Source organism: Brenneria alni, from assembly GCF_003666245.1.
GTDB lineage: Bacteria > Pseudomonadota > Gammaproteobacteria > Enterobacterales > Enterobacteriaceae > Brenneria > Brenneria alni.
Window position 1 is genome coordinate 51,475 of record NZ_MJLZ01000010.1, and the last position, 26,348, is coordinate 77,822.

At 50.2% G+C, this 26,348-nt stretch carries 25 protein-coding genes; 17 read left to right on the forward strand and 8 right to left on the reverse strand.

Annotation, left to right across the window (positions count from 1 at the left end; translation table 11 throughout):
* Window positions 1-13: 13 nt before the first annotated feature.
* A complete protein-coding gene (csdA, locus tag BIY29_RS06600) occupies window positions 14-1,219 on the reverse strand; it encodes a cysteine desulfurase CsdA (protein ID WP_121574358.1) in 1,206 nt (401 codons plus the stop codon).
* Between the two features lie 182 nt (window positions 1,220-1,401).
* On the opposite strand from csdA, the gene BIY29_RS06605 reads away from it, so the two are divergent.
* From BIY29_RS06605 to rlmM, 4 genes are all read left to right on the forward strand, one after another.
* Window positions 1,402-1,623: a YgdI/YgdR family lipoprotein gene (locus tag BIY29_RS06605; RefSeq protein ID WP_121574359.1), complete on the forward strand. Its 222-nt coding sequence runs from the start codon at window positions 1,402-1,404 to the stop codon at window positions 1,621-1,623.
* Between the two features lie 363 nt (window positions 1,624-1,986).
* On the forward strand, window positions 1,987-2,910 hold the full coding sequence (locus BIY29_RS06610; RefSeq protein ID WP_121574360.1) for a transcriptional regulator GcvA: 924 nt from the start codon (window positions 1,987-1,989) through the stop codon (window positions 2,908-2,910).
* Window positions 2,911-2,954: 44 nt separating this feature from the next.
* Window positions 2,955-3,350 (forward strand): DUF423 domain-containing protein, encoded by a 396-nt coding sequence (locus BIY29_RS06615; RefSeq protein ID WP_121574361.1) that lies wholly within the window; start codon window positions 2,955-2,957, stop codon window positions 3,348-3,350.
* On the forward strand, window positions 3,343-4,443 hold the full coding sequence (gene rlmM, locus BIY29_RS06620) for a 23S rRNA (cytidine(2498)-2'-O)-methyltransferase RlmM (RefSeq protein WP_121574362.1): 1,101 nt from the start codon (window positions 3,343-3,345) through the stop codon (window positions 4,441-4,443). Before BIY29_RS06615 ends, rlmM begins: the two co-directional genes overlap by 8 nt.
* A gap of 21 nt (window positions 4,444-4,464) precedes the next feature.
* Here the strand turns inward: rlmM and xni are convergent, their stop codons facing one another.
* The 3 genes from xni to queF form a co-directional block, all read right to left on the reverse strand.
* Window positions 4,465-5,226 (reverse strand): flap endonuclease Xni, encoded by a 762-nt coding sequence (gene xni / locus BIY29_RS06625; RefSeq protein ID WP_121574399.1) that lies wholly within the window; start codon window positions 5,224-5,226, stop codon window positions 4,465-4,467.
* Window positions 5,227-5,342: 116 nt separating this feature from the next.
* Window positions 5,343-6,707 (reverse strand): nucleotide 5'-monophosphate nucleosidase PpnN, encoded by a 1,365-nt coding sequence (ppnN, locus tag BIY29_RS06630; protein WP_121574363.1) that lies wholly within the window; start codon window positions 6,705-6,707, stop codon window positions 5,343-5,345.
* A 136-nt stretch (window positions 6,708-6,843) separates the two neighbouring features.
* Window positions 6,844-7,692 (reverse strand): NADPH-dependent 7-cyano-7-deazaguanine reductase QueF, encoded by an 849-nt coding sequence (gene queF, locus BIY29_RS06635; protein WP_121574364.1) that lies wholly within the window; start codon window positions 7,690-7,692, stop codon window positions 6,844-6,846.
* A gap of 71 nt (window positions 7,693-7,763) precedes the next feature.
* On the opposite strand from queF, the gene syd reads away from it, so the two are divergent.
* From syd to BIY29_RS06655, 4 genes are all read left to right on the forward strand, one after another.
* Window positions 7,764-8,312 carry a SecY-interacting protein gene (gene syd, locus BIY29_RS06640; RefSeq protein ID WP_121574365.1) on the forward strand — a complete coding sequence of 183 codons (549 nt, stop codon included), beginning with the start codon at window positions 7,764-7,766 and terminating at the stop codon, window positions 8,310-8,312.
* Between the two features lie 629 nt (window positions 8,313-8,941).
* Window positions 8,942-9,295: a YqcC family protein gene (locus tag BIY29_RS06645; protein WP_121574366.1), complete on the forward strand. Its 354-nt coding sequence runs from the start codon at window positions 8,942-8,944 to the stop codon at window positions 9,293-9,295.
* Window positions 9,288-10,058, forward strand: a complete 771-nt coding sequence (gene truC, locus BIY29_RS06650) for a tRNA pseudouridine(65) synthase TruC (RefSeq protein ID WP_121574367.1) — start codon at window positions 9,288-9,290, stop codon at window positions 10,056-10,058. The genes BIY29_RS06645 and truC overlap by 8 nt, the downstream gene beginning before the upstream one ends.
* Before the next feature lie 40 nt (window positions 10,059-10,098).
* A complete protein-coding gene (locus BIY29_RS06655) occupies window positions 10,099-10,554 on the forward strand; it encodes a flavodoxin (RefSeq protein WP_121574368.1) in 456 nt (151 codons plus the stop codon).
* 60 nt (window positions 10,555-10,614) lie between these two features.
* On the opposite strand, the gene BIY29_RS06660 is transcribed toward BIY29_RS06655, so the two are convergent.
* From BIY29_RS06660 to map, 4 genes are all read right to left on the reverse strand, one after another.
* On the reverse strand, window positions 10,615-11,004 hold the full coding sequence (locus BIY29_RS06660) for a DUF3461 family protein (protein WP_121574369.1): 390 nt from the start codon (window positions 11,002-11,004) through the stop codon (window positions 10,615-10,617).
* 159 nt (window positions 11,005-11,163) lie between these two features.
* Window positions 11,164-11,991: a 2,3,4,5-tetrahydropyridine-2,6-dicarboxylate N-succinyltransferase gene (dapD, locus tag BIY29_RS06665; RefSeq protein ID WP_121574370.1), complete on the reverse strand. Its 828-nt coding sequence runs from the start codon at window positions 11,989-11,991 to the stop codon at window positions 11,164-11,166.
* Between the two features lie 29 nt (window positions 11,992-12,020).
* Entirely contained in the window at window positions 12,021-14,705 is a 2,685-nt protein-coding gene (gene glnD / locus BIY29_RS06670) for a bifunctional uridylyltransferase/uridylyl-removing protein GlnD (RefSeq protein WP_121574400.1), read from the reverse strand.
* 114 nt (window positions 14,706-14,819) lie between these two features.
* Window positions 14,820-15,614 carry a type I methionyl aminopeptidase gene (gene map, locus BIY29_RS06675; RefSeq protein ID WP_121574371.1) on the reverse strand — a complete coding sequence of 265 codons (795 nt, stop codon included), beginning with the start codon at window positions 15,612-15,614 and terminating at the stop codon, window positions 14,820-14,822.
* A gap of 345 nt (window positions 15,615-15,959) precedes the next feature.
* Here map and rpsB point away from each other — a divergent pair, with 345 nt between their 5' ends.
* The 9 genes from rpsB to bamA all read left to right on the forward strand — a co-directional run bounded on the left by rpsB (window position 15,960) and on the right by bamA (window position 26,282).
* The gene (gene rpsB, locus BIY29_RS06680) at window positions 15,960-16,685 is read left to right on the forward strand and encodes a 30S ribosomal protein S2 (protein WP_121574372.1); all 726 of its coding nucleotides are present in this window, start codon (window positions 15,960-15,962) and stop codon (window positions 16,683-16,685) included.
* Window positions 16,686-16,797: 112 nt separating this feature from the next.
* On the forward strand, window positions 16,798-17,655 hold the full coding sequence (gene tsf / locus BIY29_RS06685) for a translation elongation factor Ts (RefSeq protein WP_121574373.1): 858 nt from the start codon (window positions 16,798-16,800) through the stop codon (window positions 17,653-17,655).
* Between the two features lie 150 nt (window positions 17,656-17,805).
* The gene (gene pyrH, locus BIY29_RS06690; RefSeq protein WP_121574374.1) at window positions 17,806-18,537 is read left to right on the forward strand and encodes a UMP kinase; all 732 of its coding nucleotides are present in this window, start codon (window positions 17,806-17,808) and stop codon (window positions 18,535-18,537) included.
* A gap of 141 nt (window positions 18,538-18,678) precedes the next feature.
* Complete coding sequence (gene frr / locus BIY29_RS06695; RefSeq protein ID WP_121574375.1) at window positions 18,679-19,236, forward strand: ribosome recycling factor; 558 nt, start codon at window positions 18,679-18,681, stop codon at window positions 19,234-19,236.
* 175 nt (window positions 19,237-19,411) lie between these two features.
* Window positions 19,412-20,608, forward strand: a complete 1,197-nt coding sequence (gene ispC, locus BIY29_RS06700; protein WP_121574376.1) for a 1-deoxy-D-xylulose-5-phosphate reductoisomerase — start codon at window positions 19,412-19,414, stop codon at window positions 20,606-20,608.
* A 202-nt stretch (window positions 20,609-20,810) separates the two neighbouring features.
* The gene (gene ispU / locus BIY29_RS06705; protein WP_121574377.1) at window positions 20,811-21,572 is read left to right on the forward strand and encodes a (2E,6E)-farnesyl-diphosphate-specific ditrans,polycis-undecaprenyl-diphosphate synthase; all 762 of its coding nucleotides are present in this window, start codon (window positions 20,811-20,813) and stop codon (window positions 21,570-21,572) included.
* Between the two features lie 9 nt (window positions 21,573-21,581).
* A complete protein-coding gene (gene cdsA / locus BIY29_RS06710) occupies window positions 21,582-22,439 on the forward strand; it encodes a phosphatidate cytidylyltransferase (protein ID WP_121574378.1) in 858 nt (285 codons plus the stop codon).
* Window positions 22,440-22,461: 22 nt separating this feature from the next.
* Window positions 22,462-23,817 carry a sigma E protease regulator RseP gene (rseP, locus tag BIY29_RS06715; RefSeq protein WP_121574379.1) on the forward strand — a complete coding sequence of 452 codons (1,356 nt, stop codon included), beginning with the start codon at window positions 22,462-22,464 and terminating at the stop codon, window positions 23,815-23,817.
* 35 nt (window positions 23,818-23,852) lie between these two features.
* The gene (gene bamA / locus BIY29_RS06720; protein ID WP_121574380.1) at window positions 23,853-26,282 is read left to right on the forward strand and encodes an outer membrane protein assembly factor BamA; all 2,430 of its coding nucleotides are present in this window, start codon (window positions 23,853-23,855) and stop codon (window positions 26,280-26,282) included.
* Window positions 26,283-26,348: the final 66 nt, after the last annotated feature.

Below are 26,348 nucleotides of genomic sequence, written 5' to 3' on the forward strand. Positions count from 1 at the left end.
GATATTCAGTTGGTTAATCTGTCAGTAATTCAAGCGCCGCGCCAACGGCTGCAATCAGTAAATCAATATCCTGCTCATTATTAAAAGGCGCAAATGACGCCCGTAACGTGCCGTTAATGCCGAGTGCAGCCATCAATGGCTGTGCACAATGGTGCCCGGCCCGCAGCGCAATACCGCTTTCGGCCAGCAGCGTGACCAGGTCGTTGTGGTGAACACCGGCAAATTCGAAAGACAGCACGCTTGAACCGGAACAACGAAAACTGCGAAATCCGGCAAATTGCGCCAACTGCATTTCCGCCTGGCGGGCCAGGTTTTGGCTGTATTGCTCCGCTGTCTGCCAGTCCTGTCGTGATAACCAGTCCACTGCGGCAGATAAACCCAGTACGCCCGCGATATGGGGCGTACCCGCCTCAAACCGATGGGGGATAGCCTGAGGGGTGAACCCGTCAAAGGAGACGTGAGTCATCATTTTGCCGCCCCCCTGCCAGGGCGCCATACTTTCCAGCAACGCTGTTTTTCCATACAGCACACCGAGACCGGTAGGGGCATACAGTTTGTGTGCGGAGAACGCATAGAAATCGATATCCAGCGCCTGAACATTGGGTGGGCAATGTACCACGCCCTGAGCGCCATCGACCATCACCACGGCGCCATATTGATGAGCGAGCCGAATGGCTTTTGCCAGATCGGGCATGCCGCCGGTGACGTTAGACATGTGCCCCAGTGCCAGCAGACGGGTTTTGGCATTCAGCAACTCGGCAAGCCGCCCAATATCAGGTAAGAAATCGGCGCCGATGGGAAGTTTCACCACGCGTGCGCCGGTCTGTTCCGCCACGATCAGCCAGGGGATCAGGTTAGCGTGGTGTTCCGCCTCACTGACCACAATCTCATCACCCGGACGCAGGCGCGGTCGGGCGTAGCTTTGGGCGACCAGATTGATGGCTTCCGTCGCGCCTTTTGTCCAGATAATGGTGCGGGGATCTTGCGCATGAAGAAGGGCTGCCACCTGTTCCCGAGTATGTTCAAAACACTGCGTCAACCGTTGTGCGCTGCGGTGTTGGCTGCGGTGAACCGTGCCGCTTCCCTCGCGGTAAAACTGTTGAACAGCATCAATGACTGCCTGGGGTGTTAATGCCGTGGCGGCACTGTCAAGGTACACGCCCGACTGCATGAGAGCAGGAAAATGCTGGCGGAAACTTGTGGCGTTAAACGGTGTCATGCGCATCCTCTTTTGGGCGTCAGATCCTGTCTCATTTTTATGAGTGAAACAAGTTTAGGATGATGCTTAATGCAACTTTCTGGAAAAATGAATAAATTTTGCTACGCTTTAATCTGTTAAGGATCAGAGTTTCCTGATGTCTATGGTTAATTAAAAAGCATTTTATTCACTGGGAGTGAACGATGAAGAATAAAGTCTCTATTTTTGCCGCTATTGTTATGGTGTTTTCTCTGGCAGCCTGCTCCAGTAATTATGTCATACATACAAATGATGGACGAACCATCGTTGCTGATGGTAAGCCTGAAGTCGATGATGATACAGGAATGATCAGCTATACCGATGCTTACGGTCAGAACCAGCAGATCAATCGTGCTAATGTGAAAGAAATGGTTGAAGCGAAGTAATCACGGTGGTCTGGAACGTCTATTTCCAAACGAGTGAGATAAAAAAGCACCGCTTTCGCGGTGCTAGATAAAATCACTATAGACAGACAGGGTAAACGCACAGGAACTGAAAAAGGCAGCCCGGCTACCACGTCTGAAAAGGCAGGCAAATAAATAGCAAACACAACATCATCACAACCACAAGCCAAAAGCACCTCAGGTCACCCCTCCGCACTTTTCGTTCCGGCCCAGGAAGTCGCGCTAATATAGGTATTTGCTGGCATATCCTCAACGGACAAAATATAATGTTTCGGATTATAAAAACTAATAGATAGATGAACATGATGTACATGTTATCTATCGTTCATAGAAAGAATTTCATTCATGTCAAAACGCCTACCTCCGCTCAACTCCTTGCGTGTATTTGATGCGGCAGCCCGCCACCTGAGCTTTACCAAAGCAGCAGACGAATTATTCGTCACGCAGGCGGCGGTCAGTCATCAGATTAAGTCACTGGAGGATTTCCTCGGGCTGAAATTGTTTCGTCGACGTAACCGCTCTCTGCTGCTGACAGAAGAGGGGCAAAGTTACTTTCTCGATATTAAGGAAATCTTTTCTTCACTCAATGAAGCTACCCGTAAATTACAATCCCGCAGTGCCAAAGGTGCGCTAACCGTCAGTTTGCTTCCCAGCTTTGCCATTCACTGGCTGGTTCCGCGGCTTTCGAGCTTTAATTCGGAATATCCGGGGATTGATGTGCGCATTCAGGCGGTGGATCGCGACGAAGATCGTCTATCGGACGATGTGGACGTCGCCATTTTTTATGGTCGCGGTAACTGGCCGGGGCTGCGGGTGGAAAAACTGTATGCTGAGTATCTATTGCCTGTCTGCTCGCCCGTGTTGTTAACCGGGAACCACCCTTTGAAAACTCCGGATGACCTGATTGCGCATACGTTGTTGCATGATGCCTCGCGCCGTGACTGGCTGGCTTATACCCGTCAGCTTGGCGTAGCGATTAACGTACAGCAAGGGCCTATCTTCAGCCACAGTGCAATGGTATTACAGGCGGCAATCCACGGGCAGGGCGTTGCACTGGCAAACAATGTCATGGCGCAGACCGAACTGGAAGCCGGAAGACTGGTTTGTCCGTTTAATGATGTTTTGATCAGTAAAAATGCTTTTTATCTGGTATGCCATGACAGTCAGGCAGAACTAGGTAAAATAGCTGCCTTTCGGCATTGGATTCTGGCGCGGGCGGCCAGTGAGCAAGAAAAATTTCGTGTGCGCTACGATAATATTACGCGCTGAGGTGAGCCTCAGTTTCATACAGAATAATTAAATTGGATATCACGATGAGTAGTCGTTTTATGCTGGTGTTTTCTGCCATCAGCGGTTTTGTTTTTGTTGCTCTGGGGGCATTGGGTTCCCATATGTTAAGCAAAACGCTGGGGCCGACCGAGCTTTCCTGGTTACGTACCGGACTGGAATATCAGGCCTTTCACACGCTGGCTGTCCTGGCGTTGTCTGTCTCCATGCATCAGCGTATTAACCGGTGGTTTTACTGGAGCTGCGTTTTGCTGGCATTGGGTACGGTGTTGTTCAGCGGTAGTTTGTACTGCCTGGCGCTTTCTCATCTGAAGCTCTGGGTTTATATCACGCCGATTGGCGGGTTCTGTTTTCTGGTTGGGTGGTTGTTGATGTTAGTGGGCGCATTGCGTCTGAAAAGAAAGGTAGAGCGCCATGAATAAAGTTATTTTGTACTGTCGTCCTGGGTTTGAAAAAGAGTGTGCGGCGGAAATAACGGAAAAAGCGGCGCAACATGACGCCTATGGCTTTGTACGAGTAAAGGATAACAGCGGTTACGTGATTTATGAGTGCTACCAGCATGAAGATGCCGATAGACTGATAAAAGAGTTGCCGTTTCATACGCTGATTTTTGCCCGTCAGATGTTTATCAGCGGTGAACTGTTGCGCGACCTTCCACCGGAAGATCGCATCACCCCCATTGTTGGTATGCTGACGGGCGCGATTGAGCGGGCCGGTGAACTGCGGGTAGAAGTCCCTGATACCAATGAAAGCAAAGAACTGATGAAGTTCTGCCGCAAGTTTACCGTCCCTTTACGTGCTGCTTTGCGTGAAAACAACATCCTGCTGGGCCATGAGAAAGCCGATCGACCCGTACTGCATGTGTTGTTTATTGCCCCTGGCTGCTGTTACGTAGGCTATTCCTACAGTAACAACAATTCGCCGTTCTATATGGGGATCCCGCGTTTGAAGTTTCCCGCAGATGCGCCCAGCCGTTCAACGTTAAAGCTCGAAGAGGCTTTTCACGTGTTCATTCCTGCTGATGAATGGGATGAGCGTCTTGGCAGCGGTATGTATGCCGTTGATCTGGGGGCTTGCCCCGGCGGTTGGACTTACCAACTGGTTCGGCGCAGCATGATGGTTCACGCTGTGGATAACGGCCCGATGGCGCCCAGCCTGATTGATACCGGGCAGGTTATTCATCATCAGGCGGACGGTTTTCGTTTTGAGCCACCGCGTAATAACGTTTATTGGCTGGTGTGCGACATGGTGGAAAAACCAGCGAAAGTAACCAGCCTGATCGCGGACTGGCTGGTAAAAGGCTGGTGCCGCGAAGCGATATTTAACCTGAAACTGCCGATGAAAAAGCGTTATGAGGAAGTTTCGCAAAATCTGGCGCTACTCAATGAGCGGTTGGCGGAAAAAGGTATCAATGCAGAAGTACATGCCAGGCAGTTGTACCACGATCGTGAAGAAGTGACGGTTCATGCTCGTCGTTTCTGGAGCGCCGTCCCAGGCCGGCGTGATGAGCGGTAAACCTATTATGATTTGGGGCTTTCAACACGGAGGCGGCAATCTTAACTGTTGCAGATTGCCATTCAGCGTCAGATCCTTACTGAGCGTTGCCACCCGGCGGCTGACGAATGCCATTTCCTGTTGTTGCGCCAGCTTGGTACGCCATTTTTCCGGCACATTTTCCAACTGTTGATAAAGTTCGTCCAGACTGCCGGTTTGTTGCAGCAATTGCACCGCGCTTTTGGGGCCAATACCACTGACGCCCGGAATCTTACTGCTACTGATACCCGCCAGTCCCCAGTAGTCGGGAAGCTGCTGCGGTAATACGCCAAATTCCTGCTGTACAAAAGGCAGATCCAGCCAGCGTTTCTGGAAGTAATCTCTGATTTGGATCATGGGCGCCAGTAGCTGACAGTAGCCTTTGTCGGTTGAGACAATCGTCGCCTGATGCCCGGATACCGCAACTTTGGAGGCAAGGGTAGCGGCCAGATCGTCAGCTTCGTTACCGGGGGAATGCCAGCTTGCTACCCCCATTGCGGCAAATGCGGCTTTGATTTGCGGCAGTTCCTGTCTGAGGTTTTCCGGCATCGGAGCGCGCCCGGCTTTGTAGTCAGGTAAAATCTGATGACGCCAACCGGCGTTTCGATCTTCATCATCAAATACCGCGACGGCGTGGCTTGGTTGGCTGTGTTGCAGCAACTGGCTGAGTGCATTCTGACAGGCTGTGATACAGGGAGAGCCTTGTACCGCATGAATCCGACGTATTAAGTTAAGCGCATCGACAATCAGCAAATGTACAGGCATAGGCGGGTTCCTGGTGATGTCATCCATGTCGTGCGGGGAACATGTGCTTCCCCGCGTGGTTTTAATCAGATCCGGCGCCATCCGGCGGTTTTACACCGGATAGCCGCCTGCCGATGTTAAACGCTGATCTCGTAGCAAGGAATGTAGGCGCTACCGGGTAGTTTCATGCGTTGCTGCGCAACGAAACCCTGTAGCAGCTTATCCATACTTTTCATCAGCCTCGGGTCGCCGTGGAGCTGATAAGGCCCTTCCTGTTCTATGGCTTGAATACCGACCTCCTTAACGTTTCCGGCAACAATACCGGAGAATGCGCGGCGCAACGCGGCGGCAAGCTCTTCCGCCGGTTGGTCGAGGTGCAGGTCAAGGTTTGCCATATTCTCGTGGCTGGGGTTGAACGGCATTTGCAAGTCCGGCGCAATTCGTAACGACCAGTTAAAACTATATGCATCACCAGTATGCCGGCGGCTTTCTTTAACTAATGGCATCGCTTTTTTCATCTGACGGGCAACTTCCGCTGCGTCATTAATGATGATGGAATAGTAACGGCGCGCCTGACGCCCCAAAGTTCCGATAATAAACTCATCCAGCACGCGGAAATAATCGGCGCTTTCTTCCGGACCTGTGAGGATGATCGGCAGCACCTGCTCACTGTTTTCCGGGTTCATCATAATCCCCAGCAGATACAGGAATTCTTCTGCTGTCCCGACGCCGCCAGGGAAAATAATAATGCCATGCCCGATACGCACAAAGCCTTCCAGACGTTTTTCGATATCCGGCATGATGATCAGTTCATTAACCAGCGGATTAGGCGGCTCTGCTGCAATGATGGACGGCTCCGTCATACCGATAAAACGCCCGTTTTTATAGCGCTGTTGAGCATGTCCGACAGCGGCGCCCTTCATCGGCGCTTCCATTGCGCCGGGACCGCAGCCAGTACAGATGTTCAGTTCACGCAAGCCAAGTTGACTGCCCACTTTACGTGCATAGAGATATTCAATTTCATTGATTGAATGACCGCCCCAGCACACCACCATATTCGGTTCTTCGTCAACATGCAGCGCTCTGGCATTACGTAAGATAGAGAAGACCAGATCGGTAATGTGCGCCGAGTTTTCCAGATTCAGTTTGTGGTAATGACCCGCGTCGGCAAATTGGCCGTTAACAAACAGGATATCGCGCAGCACGGCAAACAGGTTGGCCTGAAGCGAACGGATAATATAACCGTCGACAAATGCGTCTTCAGGTGGGTTCACCAGTTCCAGTTTGACGCCACGCTCACGGCGCAGCACGTTGATATCGAAGTTCTCATAACGGGATAGCAGCTCTTTGCTGCTATCCGTCTGGCTGCCGGAATTTAATACGGCGAGGGAACAGTTACGAAACAGACGGTAGAGATCACTGCTGGCGGTGCTTTTCAGCATGTCCACTTCCAACTGCGACAACAAATCCATAGACCCTAACGGGCTGATATGTGTAATCAATTTTGCTCCTTTAAATGCAGTAAAATCTGACGATCCTTTTGATCTTATCTTTTTCAGAATCCCACCTTAACGCGCTGCCATCATTTTTTCCAATCATGACGGCAGCCAGCAACAGAAGTTGCGTAATACTACGCATTTATTGACGCGGCAATCGTCCAACCGGCGCGATAAACGGGATATTGCTGCGCCACGGATTGATATCCAGTCCGCCACGGCGAGTATAGCGAGCGTAAACGCTAAGTTGTTCCGGCTGGCAGTAATGCATCAGATCGTTAAAAATCCGTTCAACGCACTGTTCGTGAAACTCGTTATGGTGGCGGAATGACACGATATAACGCAGCAGAGATTCCCGGTTAATACGTTTCCCACGGTAACGGATCTGGACAGATCCCCAGTCTGGTTGATGAGTAATCAGACAATTGGATTTTAGCAGGTGGCTGACCAGCGTTTCCTCCACCTGGGTTGCATCACCCCCGGTTGACGCCAGATAGTCCGCATTGAACTGGTAGTTATCGATGTGAATATCCTCATCGTCGATACATTCGCCACTCAATCCGGCAATCGGCTGCCCCTCCAGTTCACTGAGTTTAAACAGCGTCATACTGACCCGACCTTGCGCGCAGTGGGCGAGATCGTTGATCAACGTGGCACGTACACTGTCCCAACCATCAAATACGGTTTGGTTGAAACTGTTTAAGTAAAGTTTAAAACTTTTGGATTCAATCAGGTTCAGACTGGCGGCATCCAAATGCATTTCACCCACAGCGACCTGGGGTACGCCGTTTTTATTCAGCCAGGAAAGCTCATATAACGTCCAGATATCTGCGCCATGAAATGGCAGAGCCTGTGGGAAGATACCAAGTGGTTCACGGTTCAAACTGCGGGGAACCGGTTGTAATAAAGCTGCATCATAGCGATCATGATAAGGTGTCGGTTTTCCCAGCGTCAGCCCGCTCAGGGCCTGATGCTTGTCGTAAGCGGACATGCTGTTGCCTTGATGTTAGAAAATATTATGGTGTGTAGTGTAACCCGACAAACAGAATGATGAGAAAAATTATGGATTATGAGGTCACTCAGGTATTGGCGGCTTTTACCCGGCGTTATGTCGAACTATGGCAGCGTGAAACGGGGCATCCACCCGCCAGTGAGGCTTTATACGGCGTACCCTCTCCTTGTGTTACTGAAAGTCAGGGAGGTGAAGTGTACTGGTTGCCACAGCCATTTTTCCCCGCTGCCGCGCTGGATGGTGTCGAGCGGGCGCTGGATATCAGCCTGCACCCGGATGTACAGGCGTTTTATACTGCTCAGTTCGCGGGCGATATGGCGGCACAATTCGGATCGGTTTCGTGTGTGTTGCTGCAAGTCTGGAGCGAGGCGGATTTTTCCCGTATGCAGGAGAACCTGATCGGCCACCTGCTGACACAAAAGCGCCTAAAATTGCCACCGACCTTATTTCTGGCGACAACCGACTCCGAAATGACGATGATTTCGCTCGCCAACATTTCCGGTGAAGTGATTTTGGAGGAATTTGGCACGAAAAAACATCAGGTGCTGGCTCCGACGCTGGTTGATTTTCTTTCTCAGCTCAGTCCGCTAGCGGCCTAATGATTAACAGTGTTTCACTTTCCACCTTGTGCGAGATATCTTACATTTGCTGTAAGACATCTCTCATCTTTCATGTGAAAATTAGGTTTCTTTTTTATTTTTGTATTATTAATTAGATAATTAAGTATGATCATTTTCTCTTTCCATAAAGATGGCTGATAAACGTAGTCATTTACCTCTTGCCGTATCCGAACAATTAATACATCTTATTACTTAAGCTAGTAACCGGTTGCACTGGATTTAATTATCAGGATCAGTGATTTTTCAGGAAGAAACGAGGACACCTCCAGGAAGGAGATTGAGAGCCGAACGTGGAATGTCGGTGGGGCTGGAGCCTGAAGGAATTGAGTCATGGATGATACAGGATGGATAAGTCAGGAAGAAAGTGGGACGCCAGCATGGATTGTCGGTTAGGAAGACCACCAAGGAAAAGTTTTCAAGGATGAGCAGGGACGCAAAGGTGTAGCGGGATGGCTATAAAACGAATCGGGGGTACTGAGCAATCAGTACCCCCATTTTTTTATTCTTTTTTTACTCCATTGTTCACCAAAATGTGGATTTTGGGCGAAACTGATATCAATGCTATGCTTTGCCGCCTACTGCCGCGGGCTACAGTCATGAGAAATTGTATGAGTTTAGAGAATCGGGTTCGTCAGTCTTTGTTTGACATCGAGCGGGTATTAAAAGACAGCCCTTTCTGGCAGGTCTCTCCACCGGAGTCCTCTGCTTTTGCCAGCGTCGAACCTTTCTGTATTGATACTATGCGAGCCGAACAATGGTTGCAGTGGGTTCTGCTGCCACGTATGTATGCACTGCTTGATAGTGGCGCGCCGTTACCCACTGAACTTGCTTTATTGCCCTATTTTGCAGAAGCGCTGGAAGGTGCGCAGTCTGATATCGAACCGATTCTGATGCGCATTGGGCAGCTTGACGCTTTGTTTGGTAATGACCCATATTCTTCTGATGAAAACAACGATGCTTGAAATCATTTATCAGGATGATCATCTGGTAGCCGTCAATAAGCCAGCTGGCTGGTTGGTACACCGCAGTTGGCTGGATCGTAAAGAGAAAGTTGTGGTTATGCAGACGGTGCGCGATCAAATTGGCCGGCATGTCTATACGGTTCACCGTTTGGATCGGCCTACGTCCGGCGTACTTTTATTCGCGTTGTCCAGTGATGTGGCTCGTTTATTATCTCAGCAATTAGAACGCCATCAGATGCAAAAAACCTACCATGCCGTGGTTCGTGGCTATGTTATGGATGAGGGCGTGATTGATTACGCCCTGACGGAAGAACTGGACAAAATAGCGGATAAATTCGCCGACCCGGATAAGGCGCCACAGCCTGCGGTGAGTCATTACCAATCGCTGGCACGAGCGGAAATGCCTGTGGCCATTGGTCGCTACCTGACATCACGTTATAGCCTGCTTGAACTGACGCCGCAAACGGGGCGTAAACACCAGTTGCGCCGCCATATGTCGCACATTAGCCATCCGATTATTGGCGACAGCGCACATGGCGATCTGCGGCAGAACCGAGGTATGGACGCACATTTTTCCTGCGACAGGCTGATGTTACATGCCAGCAGGTTGCGTTTGGCGCATCCGGTGAGTGGTGATGCATTAACACTGCAAGCGCGTTGGGATGCACCGTGGCAGGGGGTAATGGCGCAGTTTGGCTGGCAGGGTATTCTCCCTGATTTTGAAAGGGTTGAGTTGCCCGCAGCGTCCGGTCAGGATAGCTAGCATTTCATCAGGTTTTAAATAAAAAAGGGAGTCGGGAATCATGGCGCAGATTGGTATTTTTGTTGGTTCGGTTTACGGAAATGCAGTACTGGTAGCCGAAGAAGCGGAAAATATCCTCAGTGAACGCGGACATGAGGTAAAAGTTTTTGAGGATGCATCGCTGGAATCATGGCTGAGTTACCGTGATCATTATGTGCTGGTGGTGACATCAACGACGGGCCAGGGGCAACTTCCTGACTCAATTGCTCCTTTGTATGCGGCTTTACGTGAGCAGGGCGGCTATCAGCCGGAACTGCGCTATGGCTTAATTGCACTGGGCGACAGCAGCTACGAGCATTTCTGTGGCGGCGGTCATCAGTTTGATGGCTTGTTGCAGGAAATTGGCGCAAAACGCCTTGGCGACGTATTGCAAATTGATGCCATTGAAAACCCGGAACCGGAAGTGATTTCCTGCCCGTGGGTAGAACAGTGGGCGGAGTCGGTAGAAGCGCAGTAATCTGAATACGAAACGGGAGCGAAAAGCTCCCGGTTCGTGCTGCATGTGATTCAGATGCTATCAGCGATTTTTAGTCAGCTTTTCTAAATCAGCTTCGATTTCAGCGATTTTGTTCGATACTACACTGTCCAGATGGCGCAGATCATCGAGGATCTTACGTTTCAGATCGACTTCCACCTGCTCGTGCTGACAAATTTGATCAAGTTCATCAATGACATAACGTAGATTAGGGCTGATTTCATTGATCTCTTTATAACCCTGGCCTGAATTGTCCGCCATGATGGTTTTACGCTGGCGTGGATATTTGAATTTCACACTTTTGGCGAAAAACTCTCCCTTGTCTTTGCGAAAGTAAATTTTCAGGATGTCATTGCTGGCCTCCTGACGCAGGCTGTAGCGATCAATATCATCTGGATGGGTAATACCCAGGCTTTTCAGATTGTCATACATAGCGCCACCTTTTTGATATTTAAAATATTCAATAATTATAGAGGGAAGCGGCCGGGTTTATCTGTGATAGCCCACGATTTTTGGGTCGGCCCGCAGAGTGGTGGGCAGGATGGCCCACCATAAGAAAATGGCGGAGTGGATAAACCCGCCGGGTTCAGCTTAGTCGATGGTGCGCAATAACTCATTGATACCCACTTTACCGCGGGTTTTTGCATCCACTTTCTTAACAATAACAGCGCAATACAGACTGTAGCTGCCATCTTTGGACGGCAGGTTGCCAGAGACAACCACGGAGCCGGCCGGTACGCGGCCATAGTGGACTTCACCGGTTTCCCGATCGTAAATTTTGGTGCTCTGGCCGATGAATACACCCATCGAGATGACCGAGCCTTCTTCAACGACTACCCCTTCAACCACTTCGGAGCGTGCGCCGATAAAGCAGTTGTCTTCGATGATGGTCGGGTTGGCCTGTAATGGCTCCAAAACGCCGCCAATGCCAACGCCGCCGGACAGGTGGACGTTTTTACCAATCTGCGCACAGGAACCTACCGTTACCCAGGTATCCACCATGGTGCCTTCGTCGACATAGGCGCCGATGTTGACATAAGAGGGCATGAGAACGGTATTGCGGGCGATAAATGCACCCTGACGTACGCTGGCCGGCGGCGCGACGCGAAAACCTTCGCGTTGGAAACGTTCCGCATCGTAGTCGGCGAATTTCATTGGCACTTTGTCGTAATAGCGCGTTTCCGCGCCTTCTATCAGTTGGTTATCGTTAATACGGAAAGAGAGCAGTACGGCTTTTTTCAGCCACTGGTGGGTAACCCACTGGCCGTCGATTTTTTCAGCAACGCGCAGTGCGCCGCTATCCAGCAGACTGATAACCTGATTGACAGCTTCACGCGTGACGCTGTCTGCGCTTGCCGGAGTAATCTCGGCGCGGCGTTCGAAAGCATTTTCGATAATGTTCTGTAATTGTTGATGCATCCTGTTTTTCTCTTTCCTGATTGTGAAAATTAACTCAATGGTACTTTATCGTTTGGGTTAAGGGCTTCTGTCAACCGTTCTTGCAATTTAAGGCGTAATTCCGGTTTTAATGCCCGCCTGTCGCTGTCGGCCAGAATAAATAAATCTTCTACCCGCTCTCCGATAGTCGAAATGCGGGCGCCATGCAGCGACAGGTTAAGGTCGGCGAAAATTTCGCCAATACGGGCCAGCAGCCCAGGTTGGTCGAGGGCGCTAAGTTCCATATAGCTGCGTCTGTCCGTATGGGTCGGCAGAAAATTGACTTCGGTCGGCACGCTGAAATGACGTAATTTCGGTGAAGACCGACGGGCGCACGGATGCTGATAATCACGCTGCGTCAGCGCCTGCTCAAGAGCATAGCGCGTCATTTCGTGACGATCCTGCGCCAGTGGGCTACCGTCAGGCTCCAACACAATGAAGGTATCCATTGCCATACCGTCACGGCTGGTGAAGATTTGCGCATCATGAACACTGAGGTTACGGCGATCCAACTCACCTGCCACGGCAGCAAACAGGTAAGGCCTGTCCGGGCACCAGATAAAAATTTCCGTTCCCCCCCGGCTGGCCTGATGGCTGATTAATACCAGAGGTTTGTTGGTGCCGTGCTTTAATAGGTTACGTGCGTGCCAGGCTAGTTGGTTAGGTGAATGCCGCAGGAAATAGTCAGCACGACAGCGGTTCCAGATATTATGCAACGCTTCTTCATCAATATTATCCATGCGCAGCAGAGCCAGCGCCTGTAAACGATGATGGCGTACGCGTTCTCGCAGATCCGGGGTGTTCTGCATCCCCCGGCGTAGCTGTTTTTCTGTCGCAAAATACAGTTCACGCAACAGGCTCTGCTTCCAACTGTTCCATAATGTTTCGTTAGTGGCGCAGATATCCGCGACGGTCAGGCTGACCAGATAGCGTAAACGGGTTTCGCTCTGCATTTCCGTCGCAAATTGCTGAATGACGGTCGGGTCTTGAATATCACGGCGTTGTGCGGTAACGGACATCAGCAGATGGCGGCGCACCAGCCAGGAAACAAGATGTACTTCACGTGAATTCAATCCATGCAGTGTGGCGAACTCCAGCGCATCTTTTGCGCCGAGTTCAGAGTGATCGCCTCCGCGGCCTTTGGCAATATCGTGAAACAGGGCGGCGAGCAGCAACAATTCAGGCTGCGGAAGGCGTGGATACAGTTCCACGCACAACGGATGATGCGAATGGGTTTCCTCATCAGCAAAACTTTCCAGCTTAAGTAGTACTCGGATAGTGTGCTCATCAACGGTGTAAGCATGAAACAAATCAAACTGCATTTGCCCGACGATGTTGCCCCACAAAGGTATATAGGCTGATAACACGCTATGCCGGTGCATAGGAAGCAAGGCGCGGCTTACCGCATGTGGATGGCGCAGTATGTTCATAAACAGCTGTCGCGCTTCAGGAATGGTACATAACGGGCTGGCCAAGTGTCGCATTGCATGGCGCAGTTGGCGTAGCGTGGTGGAATAAATTCCCGCGATGTTACGGTTACGCGCCATTAGATAAAACATGCGCATGATCGCTTCCGGCTTACGGATGAACAAGGTTTCATCGCGCAGATCGATCAGATCACCGCGTAATTGGAATTCGTCATCCAATGGTCGCGGTTTATCACTCGTATCCAGTGCCAGAATCGCTTCATCAAACAGCTGCAACAGCATTTGGTTCAGTTCGCTGACGCGATGTGTCACACGGTAGAAGTCTTTCATCATGCGTTCTACCGGTGCATTACCTTCGCCCTGATATTGCAGAAGCTGTGCAACGTTAAGTTGGCGGTCGAATAATAGGCGATTGTCGTAACGGGACAGCATCAGATGCAATGCAAACCGGATACGCCACAGAAAACTCTGACATTCATTCAGTTCTTTTCGTTCGACTTCCGTCAGGAAGCCAAAACCGACCATCTCATCGAGCGAGGTGGCGCCAAAGTGGCGCCGGGCAACCCACAGTAGGGTGTGAATGTCACGTAAACCGCCGGGGCTGCTTTTGATATCAGGTTCAAGGTTATAGCTGGTGCTGTGGTAACGCCGATGGCGTTCCTGCTGTTCGACGATTTTTGCCGGGAAAAACACCGAAGAAGGCCAGAATTCTTCGCTGAAAACCTGCTTTTGCAGATTGAGGAACAGGGCGACATCACCGCATATCATGCGGGATTCAATCAGGTTAGTGGCGACTGAAATGTCAGCACACCCTTCCTGCAAACACTCTTCCAGCGTTCTGACGCTGTGGCCGACTTCAAGTTTAAGATCCCACAGCAGGGTAATAAATGCGCCCACGCGCTGTGAGTGTTGTTCGCTGAGTTTTTCCTGACTAAGCACCAGAACATCAATGTCTGACAGTGGGTGGAGCTCTCCGCGCCCATAACCGCCAACGGCAACCAGCGCTGTTTGCGCAATGTTATCAAAACCATAAAAAATCCACAGCCGTTGCAGCAAGTGATCGATGAACTGTGTTCTGGCGTCAATAAGCGCTTCTGCGCTGACGCCTGATTTAAACTCGGTTCCCAGCCAGAGCTGAAAGTGTTCCAACTGTTGTTTTAGCGCCTGACGATTCAGCATGTCGTCACAATAGATGAGTGGCGAATCAGGGGGCGGTACAACCGCTGGGGATTGCGCAGGAATACCATGCGAAAGGTTTTTGTTGGTCATATGCGCAGCCCATAAAAAATTGTCGGGAACGATTTTAAACGCCGCGAGCGGCGGCCCATAAGGGGGGTGGGCAGGACAGCCCACCATAAAAAATCGTCAACTGCCGGTTTAGCATTACGATTGATGCGTGATGATATTGGGAAGGGTGTCATCCTTTCGCAACGTCATTATTTCGCAACCGTTATCGGTTACCACAATAGTATGCTCGTACTGTGCCGACAAGCTGCGATCTTTGGTTTTTACCGTCCAGCCGTCTTTCATGGTTCGGATGCGGAAATCACCGGCGTTGACCATTGGTTCAATGGTGAAAGCCATGCCCGCCTGCAAAACGACGCCGCCATCGTCCGCATCATAGTGCAGTACCTGGGGTTCTTCATGGAAACCTTCACCGATACCGTGACCACAGTATTCACGAACTACCGAGAAGTTCTGTGCCTCCACGAATTTCTGGATTTCCTTGCCCAGCGAGCGCAGTCGGATGCCGGGTTTCACCATTTTCAGCGCCAGATAGAGGCTTTCCTGGGTGATTCGGCACAGGCGTTCGCCAAGGATAGTGGGTTTGCCGGCGATAAACATTTTAGAGGTGTCGCCGTGGAACCCATCTTTAATAACCGTAACGTCAATGTTGACGATATCGCCGTCTTTCAGAATTTTGTCTTCGCTGGGAATACCGTGACAAACGACTTCGTTGACGGAAATACAAACTGATTTCGGAAAGCCGTGATAGCCGAGGCAGGCTGAAACAGCCTGTTGTTTATTCGTGATATGATCGTGGCAGATGCTGTCCAGCTCGGCGGTACTGACGCCCGGCACAACATGAGGTTCGATGATTTCCAATACTTCAGCAGCCAGACGCCCGGCTACGCGCATTTTTTCGATGTCTTCAGGGGTTTTTATTGATATTGCCATTGAATATTGTCCGCAGGTGTCGAATTGAGCGACGAAATTTAAGGTCGGTAAGTAATAACTAATGTTATCAGCCCTGCTATTGGCTTGCCAAATTATCATTATGAAACGATGGCGGCGTGGATAACAAAAATTGGTGTCCGGTCGGGAATTATGATATAAAGCGCGCCGATGATCCGGCTGGATATTGTTGAGTACTGTCTGGCTGGATCAACTAAACTCACTTTGTGTATATAACACACACGTGTCGGCACATTCGCCGGGGTGCTCTAAAGGTTTCTGACCTGCGGGGTCGGCGTAATGGGACACGTGGAGGCTTAACCCCATACTTAATTAATAGAGGTAATCATGGCAACTGTTTCCATGCGCGATATGCTCAAGGCTGGCGCACACTTTGGTCACCAGACTCGTTACTGGAACCCGAAAATGAAGCCATTCATCTTCGGTGCGCGTAACAAAGTTCACATCATCAACCTTGAGAAAACCGTACCAATGTTCAACGATGCGCTGGCTGAGTTGAGCAAAATTGCTTCTCGCAAGGGCAAAATTCTGTTCGTTGGTACTAAACGCGCAGCAAGCGAAGCGGTAAAAGACGCTGCCAACAGTTGCGATCAGTTCTTCGTGAACCATCGCTGGCTGGGCGGTATGCTGACTAACTGGAAAACCGTTCGTCAGTCCATTAAACGTCTGAAAGATTTGGAAACCCAGTCTCAGGACGGCACTTTCGACAAACTGACCAAGAAAGAAGCGCTGATGCGTACCCGCGAACTGGACAAGCTGGAAAACAGCCTGGGCGGTATCAAGGACATGGGTGGTTTGCCGGATGCGTTGTTCGTTGTTGATGCCGATCACGAACATATCGCCATCAAAGAAGCCAACAACCTGGGTATCCCGGTATTTTCTATCGTTGATACCAACTCCGATCCAGATGGTGTTGACTTCATCATCCCTGGTAACGATGACGCCATCCGTGCAGTTACCCTGTACCTGAGCGCTGTTGCGACCGCCGTTCGTGAAGGCCGTTCTCAGGATCTGGCTGAACAAGCGGAAGAAGGCTTAGTGGAAGCTGAATAATAAGACTGGCTCTGTTGAGCCCTTATTAACCAGGTATTGACATATGTTGGTTAGGGGGCCTGTTAGGCCCCCTTTTTACTTATCTCGCCGCGAGATAACCGAGGAATAGATAATGGCTGAAATTACCGCTGCCCTGGTAAAAGAACTGCGTGAGCGTACTGGCGCAGGCATGATGGAGTGTAAGAAAGCGCTGGTTGAAGCGAATGGCGATATCGAGCTGGCTATCGACAACATGCGTAAATCCGGCCAGGCGAAAGCTGCCAAAAAAGCAGGCCGCGTTGCTGCTGAAGGTATCATCCTGACCAAAATTTCCGCAGACGGAAAATACGGCGTCATTGTTGAGCTGAACTGTGAAACTGACTTCGTTGCTAAAGATGCCGGTTTTAAGGCTTTCGGTGAAGAAGTTATTGCCGCAGCACTGAACGAGCGCATCGCCGATGTTGAGGCGCTGAAAGCGAAATTTGAAGAACAGCGCGCCACACTGGTGGCGAAAATTGGTGAGAACATCAATATCCGTCGCATTGCGGTGCAGGAAGGTGACGTATTGGGCTCATACCTGCATGGCGCACGTATCGGCGTTATGGTTGCCGCAACCGGAGCCGATGAAGAGCTGATTAAGCATATTGCTATGCATATCGCCGCCAGCAAACCGGAATACGTTAAGTCTGAAGATGTCCCGGCTGATGTCGTGGCTCGTGAGCACCAGATTCAACTGGATATCGCCATACAATCTGGCAAGCCGCGTGATATCGCAGAAAAAATGGTTGAAGGCCGTATGCGTAAATTCACTGGTGAAATCTCCCTGACCGGTCAGCATTTCGTTATGGATCCGAGCAAAACCGTTGGCGATCTGCTGAAAGAGCATAAAGCTGACGTGACCAGCTTCATCCGCTTTGAAGTGGGTGAAGGTATTGAGAAAGCTGAAGTTGACTTTGCTGCTGAAGTTGCGGCAATGAGTAAGCAATCTTAATAATAAAAAAGGGGCCGCCAGTTGGCGGTTCCTTTTTATCCAGCCAAAATAATTACAGCGCATTTATTCGGGGTTCACATTCTGGTGAACGTCGGTAAGTGTGATGCTAACAACTCCCAATACGATGACAGCCTGTAGGACAAGAACACCATGGCAACCAATGCAAAACCCGTATATCAACGAATCCTGCTTAAGCTGAGTGGCGAGGCTTTGCAGGGAACTGAAGGTTTTGGTATCGATGCGAGCATTCTGGATCGCATGGCTCAGGAAGTGAAAGAACTGGTTGAGTTGGGTATCCAGGTCGGTGTGGTTATCGGCGGTGGCAACCTGTTTCGTGGCGCAGGTCTGGCTAAAGCCGGCATGAACCGTGTTGTGGGCGACCACATGGGGATGCTGGCGACCGTAATGAATGGTTTGGCGATGCGTGATGCGTTGCATCGTGCCTATGTAAACGCACGCCTGATGTCGGCTATTCCGCTGAACGGCGTGTGTGATAATTACAGTTGGGCGGAAGCTATCAGCTTATTACGCAATAACCGCGTGGTGATTTTCTCTGCGGGTACGGGTAATCCTTTCTTTACGACCGACTCGGCGGCTTGCTTGCGTGGTATAGAAATCGAAGCCGATGTTGTTCTTAAAGCGACAAAAGTGGATGGTGTTTATTCTGCTGACCCGGTACAGGATCCCGCTGCGGTATTGTATGAAACACTGAACTATCAGGAAGTGTTGGAGCGCGAGTTAAAAGTGATGGATTTAGCCGCTTTTACCCTGGCGCGTGACCACAACTTACCTATCCGTGTTTTCAACATGAACAAACCTGGCGCCCTGCGTCGCGTGGTCATGGGCGAGAAAGAAGGGACGTTGATCAGTAATAACGGATAGCCCAAAAAATAGGGTAATATCCTGTTTTGGCGACAATCGATATTGCCATGTACCGCCAGCTAATGCTGGTATTAATTATTCACCGGGTCATGCCATTGATGACATGACCCGTCAGGCAACCAGTTTTCAAGGGTTCACAACGTGATTAATGAAATCAGAAAAGATGCTGAAACACGCATGGAAAAGTGCGTAGAGGTTTTCAAAAACCAGATCAGCAAAATTCGTACTGGCCGCGCATCGCCCAGCATTCTTGACGGTATCCAGGTCGACTACTATGGCAGCGCAACGCCGTTACGCCAGTTAGCTAACGTTGTAGTGGAAGATTCCCGCACGCTGGCGATTACGGTATTTGATCGTTCACTCGGCCCGGCGGTTGAAAAAGCCATCATGTCTTCCGATCTCGGTTTGAATCCTTCGTCTGCGGGTACGGTTATTCGTGTTCCTTTGCCTGCGCTAACGGAAGAACGCCGTAAAGATCTGATTAAGGTGGTGCGTGGCGAAGCAGAGCAGGGACGTGTATCCGTACGCAACGTGCGCCGTGACGCGAACGATAAGCTGAAAGCGCAATTGAAAGATAAAGCCATCAGCGAAGATGAAGAGCGCCGTGCTCAGGATGATGTACAGAAACTGACAGATATCTACATCAAAAAAGTGGATGCCGCACTGGCAGAGAAAGAAGCGGAACTGATGGATTTTTAATCAACCCTGTTAAGATGGCGTCGCGGGAAAGTGAGGGTGCAGAAGGTATCCGCTTTGCTGATGGCGCCTTATTTTTTGATGAATAGTTTTTGATGAATAGTATAGAGACTTCATGGCAATCGTCTCAGGCTAGTGTACCTTCCTATAATCAAATCCAGTTATTCAGAGCAATTTAATGAAGCAACTGACAATTCTTGGCTCTACTGGTTCTATCGGCGTCAGTTCGTTGGCGGTGATTAAGGCAAATCCAGATAAATTTGCAGTAAAGGCATTATCGGCAGGACGGAATGTCGAGCGAATGCTGGAGCAGTGCTTAACTTTTCGACCGGCCTACGCATCAATGGCGGATGACGCTTCAGCCAAATTATTACGTCAGCTGCTATCGCAATACGGATGCCAGACGGAAGTGTTATCCGGTGAGCAGGCGGCATGTGAGCTGGCCGCACTGGATGATGTTGATCAGGTTATGGCGGCAATCGTGGGTGCGGCGGGTTTGCTGCCGACACTGGCGGCTATCCGTGCAGGTAAGCAGGTTTTGCTGGCGAATAAAGAGTCGCTGGTAACCTGCGGAGGCTTGTTTATGGAGGCAGTCGCACAGAGCAACGCCCAGTTGTTACCTATCGATAGTGAGCATAATGCAATTTTTCAGAGTTTACCTGAGCAAATTCAGCGACAGTTAGGCTACTCTTCTTTAGAGCAGTATGGTGTTGAGCGTATTATTCTCACCGGATCAGGCGGGCCGTTTCGCGAAACGCCCATTGGCGCGTTGACCGGTATGACGCCCGATCAGGCGTGTGCGCACCCTAACTGGTCGATGGGCCGTAAGATTTCAGTGGATTCCGCCACCATGATGAATAAAGGGCTGGAATATATTGAGGCACGCTGGCTATTTAATGCATCAGTTGAGCAGATGGAAGTGATTATCCATCCTCAGTCTGTGATTCATTCTATGGTGCGCTATGTTGATGGCAGCGTGTTGGCTCAGTTGGGATCACCGGATATGCGTACGCCAATTGCTCACGCAATGGCTTACCCTAACCGGGTGGTATCGGGAGTAAAAGCATTGGATTTCTGCCAGTTGGGCGCTTTGACGTTTTCAGCGCCAGACTATGCACGATATCCCTGCTTGCAACTGGCCATTGATGCCTGTAATCACGGTCAGGCGGCGACCACGGCTTTAAATGCTGCTAATGAAATTGCGGTCGCTGCATTTTTACAATCACGAGTTCGTTTCACAGACATCGCTGCTATTAATCAGCGCGTGGTTGAGCAACTTACATTGCCTGAGCCAGTAAGCGTAGATGAAGTTCTCTTTATCGATCTTTGGGCCAGGCAGGCTGCGACACAGACACTGATGCATTATAAGCTATAGATAAATAATGTATTTACATGGCACAATTTGTTCGTGTGTGGTTGAGATGGTATAGTCTGCGCCGCTCAACAGCTGATTAAGCGACGTTTCTTGCGCCGGTGGTGAAGTCAAGCCGTGATCGTTCACGGCTTTTTTGCGCTGACAGAGTCTGATGTTATGGAAGGACTGTTGTATTTCTTGCTTGAGGAAATAAGTACGCGTTATGCCGTCCGATAATCAAAAAAGTGCTAATAATCTGTCATTCGCTGGGCCGCTGCATGTCGCCATCATTATGGATGGAAATGGTCGCTGGGCTAAAAACCGGGGAAAGCTGCGGGTTTTTGGCCATCAGGCTGGGGTTAAATCTGTACGCCGGGCGGTAAGCTTTGCTGTCAGCCATAAACTCAATGCATTAACGCTTTATGCGTTCAGCAGTGAAAACTGGAACCGTCCCGCGCAGGAAGTCATGGCTTTGATGGAACTGTTTGTCCGGGCGCTGGACAGTGAAGTTAAAAGCCTGCACAAACACAATGTTCGCCTGCGCATCATCGGTGATATCAGCCGTTTTAGCCTGCGCTTACAAGAGCGTATCCGTCGTTCGGAAGAACTGACAAAAAATAATCAGGGGCTGACGCTGAATATTGCTGCGAATTATGGTGGCCGTTGGGATATCATTCAGGGAGTACGGCGGCTTGCAGAGCAGGTACAGGAAGGAACATTACGTCCTGATAGTATCGATGAGGATTCATTGTGCCAATATGTTTGCCTGAATGAACAGGCTCCGGTTGATTTGGTGATCCGCACCGGTGGCGAGCATCGGATAAGTAACTTCCTACTGTGGCAAATCGCTTATGCCGAGCTTTACTTTACCGATGTCCTTTGGCCTGATTTTGATGAACAAGTCTTTGAAGGTGCGCTGAATGCATTTGCACAACGCGAACGTCGCTTCGGGGGAACAACACCTACCGATGCGGATGCATCCTAGGGGGAACCTTTGCTGAAGTATCGCCTGATTACTGCTTTAATTTTAATTCCGATTGTTATTGCAGCACTGTTTTTATTGCCCCCCGTGGGCTTTACGCTGGTGACTCTGGCTGTTTGTATGCTTGCCGCATGGGAATGGGGGCAACTGGCCGGGTTTGCTTCCTATGGTCAACGGCTCTGGTTGGCGATTCTGTGTGGTTTTTTGCTGGCGCTCATGTTGTTGACGCTTCCGGCATACCACTATTCGATACATGTCCCGCAAATTAGCGCAGCGCTTTGGGTCTCTCTTGTTTGGTGGATTATCGCCCTGTTTCTGGTTCTTTTCTATCCGGCTTCCGCAGCTTTATGGCGTCATTCACGTGTTCTGCGGCTGCTCTTCGGGGTAGTGACCATCGTGCCTTTTTTCTGGGGAATGGTCGCTCTTCGTCAGTATGACTATGATGTGAATCCCTTTATCGGTGCCTGGTGGCTGTTATATGTCATGATACTGGTATGGGGCGCGGACAGTGGCGCCTATATGTTTGGCAAATTGTTTGGTAAGCGTAAACTGGCGCCAAAAGTTTCTCCGGGAAAAACCTGGGAAGGCCTTCTCGGCGGGTTGATAACCTCAGCGGTGATTTCCTTGCTGTTCAGCCGTTATGCGCCCCTGGTCATTGCGCCGTCAACCTTGCTGGTCTGTTCCATTGCTGCTGCTTTGGCCTCTGTGCTGGGGGATTTAACCGAAAGTATGTTCAAGCGCGAGGCGGGCATTAAAGACAGTAGCCATTTGATTCCGGGACATGGTGGCGTGCTGGACCGTATTGATAGCCTGACAGCTGCCGTACCGGTGTTTTCCTGCCTGATGCTGTTAATGTTTAAAGCCGTTTAGGATGAGACGTTAGAGACTATTTATGATGAATTTCCTCTGGAGCCTGGCTGCATTTATCATCGCACTGGGTGTACTGATCACTGTGCATGAGTTTGGCCACTTCTGGGTAGCTCGTCGTTGCGGTGTTAAAGTAGAGCGTTTTTCCGTTGGTTTCGGTCGTGCATTATGGCGTCGCCGTGACCGGCTAGGTACTGAATATGTTATCGCTCTGATTCCGCTTGGCGGTTATGTCAAAATGCTTGATGAGCGTGTCGATACGGTGGCGCCGGAATTTCGTCATCAATCTTTCAACCATAAAACGGTTTTGCAACGTGCGGCGATAGTCAGCGCGGGGCCTATCGCCAATTTCATTTTTGCCATTGTGGCGTATTGGCTGGTGTTTATTATCGGGGTGCCTGGTGTTCGTCCCGTTGTTGGTGAGATATTGCCCAATTCTATTGCTTCTCAGGCTGAAATATCTGCCGGGATTGAACTAAAGTCGGTTGATGGTATCGAAACGCCTGACTGGGATACGGCGCGATTGGCATTAATTGGCAAAATTGGTGACAGTGAAGTCGTGATTGGTATGGTGGCTTCAGGCTCCAGTCAGGTTGTGCAGAAAACGCTGGATTTGCGCAACTGGCAGTTTGAGCCAGATAAACAGGATCCTGCGACCTCACTGGGGATGGTTCCCAGAGGGCCGCAGGTTGAGGCTGTGCTCACTCAGGTACAACCAGGGTCAGCAGCAGAAAAAGCCGGTTTACAAGTCGGGGACAGGGTCGTTAAAGTCGGTGGGCAGGTTTTGACGCACTGGCGCTCTTTTGTTACCGCTGTTCGCGACAATCCCGGGCAAAATATTGCGTTGGATGTCGAGCGCGGCGGTATGACATTGCCTTTAACATTGACGCCTGATAGTAAGTCAGTGGGTAATAACAGGACGGAGGGGTTTGCTGGCGTATCGCCAAGTGTGACTCCGCTTCCTGAAGAATTCAGAACGGTACGTCAGTATGGGCCGTTTAGCGCCATTTATCAGGCAACAGATAAAACCTGGCAACTGACGAAGTTGACTGTCAGTATGTTAGGAAAACTGGTTACGGGTGATGTGAAGCTGAATAACTTGAGCGGTCCGATTTCGATTGCTCAGGGGGCAGGAATGTCAGCAGATTATGGATTGATTTATTATCTGATGTTTTTGGCCTTAATCAGCGTCAATCTGGGAGTCATTAATCTGTTCCCGCTACCGGTGTTGGATGGTGGACACCTGCTCTTCCTTGCAGTTGAAAAACTGAAGGGCAGGCCGGTCTCCGAGCGTGTGCAGGACTTTAGTTATCGCATTGGTACTGTGTTGCTGATGTTGTTAATGGGACTCGCACTTTTCAATGATTTCTCCCGCCTTTAGGTGTGAGATTAGGTTAGGAAAAACGCATAACAACGATGGCGATGAAAAAGTTGCTCATAGCGTCGCTGCTGTTTAGCAGCGCCACCGTATACGGTGCAGACGGGTTCGTAGTGAAGGATATTCATTTCGAGGGCCTGCAGCGGGTTGCCGTCGGAGCGGCATTACTCAGTATGCCAGTCCGTGTTGGTGATACCGTCAGTGATGATGATATCGGTAATACCATCCGTGCTTTATTCGCTACCGGAAATTTTGAAGATGTCCGTGTCCTGCGCGACGGCGAAACGCTGATTGTGCAGGTTAAGGAGCGTCCGACAATCGCCAGCGTTACTTTCTCAGGCAACAAGTCGGTAAAAGACGACATGCTGAAAGAGAACCTGGAAGCTTCCGGCGTGCGGGTTGGCGAAGCGCTTGACCGTACTGCGCTTTCCACTATCGAGAAAGGACTGGAAGATTTCTACTATAGTGTGGGCAAATACAGCGCGTCGGTGAAAGCCGTTGTCACGCCGTTGCCCCGCAATCGTGTTGACCTGAAGCTGGTGTTCACGGAAGGGGTGTCGGCCAAGATTCAGCAAATCAACATTGTCGGTAATAAAGCCTTCAGCTCCGACGAACTGATTTCCCGTTTCCAACTGCGTGATGAAGTGCCGTGGTGGAACGTGGTCGGCGACCGCAAGTATCAGAAGCAGAAACTTTCTGGTGACCTCGAAACGTTGCGTAGTTTTTATCTGGATCGCGGCTACGCACGATTCAATATTGATTCCACACAGGTTAGTTTAACGCCTGATAAAAAAGGCATCTACATTACGATTAACCTGACGGAAGGTGATCAATATACGCTTTCTGGCGTTTCCGTTATGGGTAATCTGGCGGGGCATTCTGCTGAAATTGAAGGGCTGACGAAAATTGAGCCGGGTGAACTGTATAACGGCGCCAAAGTTACCCGCATGGAAGAAGATATCAAAAAGTTATTAGGCCGTTATGGTTATGCCTATCCACGCGTGGCGACTCAGCCTGAAATTAATGATGCCGATAAGAGTGTGAAACTGAATATCAGCGTTGATGCCGGTAACCGATTTTATGTCCGTCGCGTCCGTTTCGAAGGCAATGACACATCCAAAGACTCAGTGCTGCGTCGTGAAATGCGTCAGATGGAAGGTGGCTGGTTAGGCAACGATTTAGTTGAACAGGGCAAAGAGCGTCTGAACCGGCTGGGATATTTTGAAAGTGTTGATGTCGAAACTCAACGCGTTCCCGGTACTGTCGACCAGGTTGATGTCACCTATAAAGTTAAAGAGCGTAACACCGGGACATTTAACTTCGGTGTGGGCTTTGGGACAGAAAGCGGCGTGAGCTTCCAGGCCGGTGTCCAGCAGGATAACTGGTTAGGAACGGGTAACTCCGTTGGTATCAGCGGGACGAGAAATGATTATCAAACCTATGTCGAGCTGTCTCTGACCGACCCGTACTTCACGGTGGATGGCGTCAGTCTTGGCGGACGTATTTTCTACAACAAGTTTGAAGCGTATGACGCGGATCTGTCTGACTATACCAATACCAGTTACGGTATTGGCAGTACGTTAGGGTTCCCGATCAACGAGAATAACTCGCTGCGTCTGGGGTTGGACTATGTCCATAATAATCTGTCGGATATGAAACCGCAGGTAGCGATGTGGCGTTATCTGGATTCAGTTAATGTGAACCCGGAAGTGGTCGGCGAAAACGATAAATCCAGCGCTGATTTCAGTGCAAATGACTTCTTCCTAACGACCGGATGGACATACAATAATCTGGACCGGGGCTACTTCCCGACCTCGGGTACCCGTGCTTCCGCCAACGTAAAAGTCACTATTCCTGGTTCCGACAACGAATACTACAAACTGACGTTTGATTCAGCTACGTACTTCCCGTTGACTGAAAACCGTAACTGGGTGTTGATGGGGCGCGCCCGTGCGGGTTATGCAGACGGCCTGGGCGACAAGGAAGTGCCGTTCTACGATAACTTCTATGCGGGTGGTTCAAGCACGGTGCGTGGTTTCCAGTCGAATACCATCGGTCCTAAAGCGGCGTATTATATGTGTAATGGGGGGGAGTCCTCTTACAAAAATTGTCCGATAGATTCAAGTAATCTGGACGATGCCGTTGGTGGTAATGCGATGGCCGTGCTGAGTGCGGAACTGATTGTGCCGACGCCGTTTATCAGTGAAAAGTATGCCAATTCCGTGCGCACCTCTTTCTTTGTGGATGGCGGTACGGTTTGGGATACCAATTGGGAAAATACGGACGCCACATTGGCCGCAGGCGTTCCTGATTACAGCAAGGCGGACAATTTCCGCATTTCAGGCGGGATCGCGTTGCAATGGATGTCTCCGCTTGGGCCATTGGTGTTCTCCTATGCCCAGCCGATTAAAAAATACGATGGAGATAAGTCGGAACAGTTCCAGTTTAATATTGGTAAAACCTGGTAATGTGACGTCAGCAGGTCGTATGCAAGGCAAGTCGCATGGCGGATATAACTTGGCGTGCTGAAACGC

Coding starts and splice junctions, on each gene's coding strand:
- csdA (WP_121574358.1), bottom strand. CDS start 1,219: ATGACACCGTTTAACGCCACAAGTTTCCGCCAGCATTTTCCTGCTCTC.
- BIY29_RS06605 (WP_121574359.1), top strand. CDS start 1,402: ATGAAGAATAAAGTCTCTATTTTTGCCGCTATTGTTATGGTGTTTTCT.
- BIY29_RS06610 (WP_121574360.1), top strand. CDS start 1,987: ATGTCAAAACGCCTACCTCCGCTCAACTCCTTGCGTGTATTTGATGCG.
- BIY29_RS06615 (WP_121574361.1), top strand. CDS start 2,955: ATGAGTAGTCGTTTTATGCTGGTGTTTTCTGCCATCAGCGGTTTTGTT.
- rlmM (WP_121574362.1), top strand. CDS start 3,343: ATGAATAAAGTTATTTTGTACTGTCGTCCTGGGTTTGAAAAAGAGTGT.
- xni (WP_121574399.1), bottom strand. CDS start 5,226: ATGCCTGTACATTTGCTGATTGTCGATGCGCTTAACTTAATACGTCGG.
- queF (WP_121574364.1), bottom strand. CDS start 7,692: ATGTCCGCTTACGACAAGCATCAGGCCCTGAGCGGGCTGACGCTGGGA.
- syd (WP_121574365.1), top strand. CDS start 7,764: ATGGATTATGAGGTCACTCAGGTATTGGCGGCTTTTACCCGGCGTTAT.
- BIY29_RS06645 (WP_121574366.1), top strand. CDS start 8,942: ATGAGTTTAGAGAATCGGGTTCGTCAGTCTTTGTTTGACATCGAGCGG.
- truC (WP_121574367.1), top strand. CDS start 9,288: ATGCTTGAAATCATTTATCAGGATGATCATCTGGTAGCCGTCAATAAG.
- BIY29_RS06655 (WP_121574368.1), top strand. CDS start 10,099: ATGGCGCAGATTGGTATTTTTGTTGGTTCGGTTTACGGAAATGCAGTA.
- BIY29_RS06660 (WP_121574369.1), bottom strand. CDS start 11,004: ATGTATGACAATCTGAAAAGCCTGGGTATTACCCATCCAGATGATATT.
- dapD (WP_121574370.1), bottom strand. CDS start 11,991: ATGCATCAACAATTACAGAACATTATCGAAAATGCTTTCGAACGCCGC.
- glnD (WP_121574400.1), bottom strand. CDS start 14,705: ATGACCAACAAAAACCTTTCGCATGGTATTCCTGCGCAATCCCCAGCG.
- map (WP_121574371.1), bottom strand. CDS start 15,614: ATGGCAATATCAATAAAAACCCCTGAAGACATCGAAAAAATGCGCGTA.
- rpsB (WP_121574372.1), top strand. CDS start 15,960: ATGGCAACTGTTTCCATGCGCGATATGCTCAAGGCTGGCGCACACTTT.
- tsf (WP_121574373.1), top strand. CDS start 16,798: ATGGCTGAAATTACCGCTGCCCTGGTAAAAGAACTGCGTGAGCGTACT.
- pyrH (WP_121574374.1), top strand. CDS start 17,806: ATGGCAACCAATGCAAAACCCGTATATCAACGAATCCTGCTTAAGCTG.
- ispC (WP_121574376.1), top strand. CDS start 19,412: ATGAAGCAACTGACAATTCTTGGCTCTACTGGTTCTATCGGCGTCAGT.
- ispU (WP_121574377.1), top strand. CDS start 20,811: ATGCCGTCCGATAATCAAAAAAGTGCTAATAATCTGTCATTCGCTGGG.
- rseP (WP_121574379.1), top strand. CDS start 22,462: ATGATGAATTTCCTCTGGAGCCTGGCTGCATTTATCATCGCACTGGGT.
- bamA (WP_121574380.1), top strand. CDS start 23,853: ATGGCGATGAAAAAGTTGCTCATAGCGTCGCTGCTGTTTAGCAGCGCC.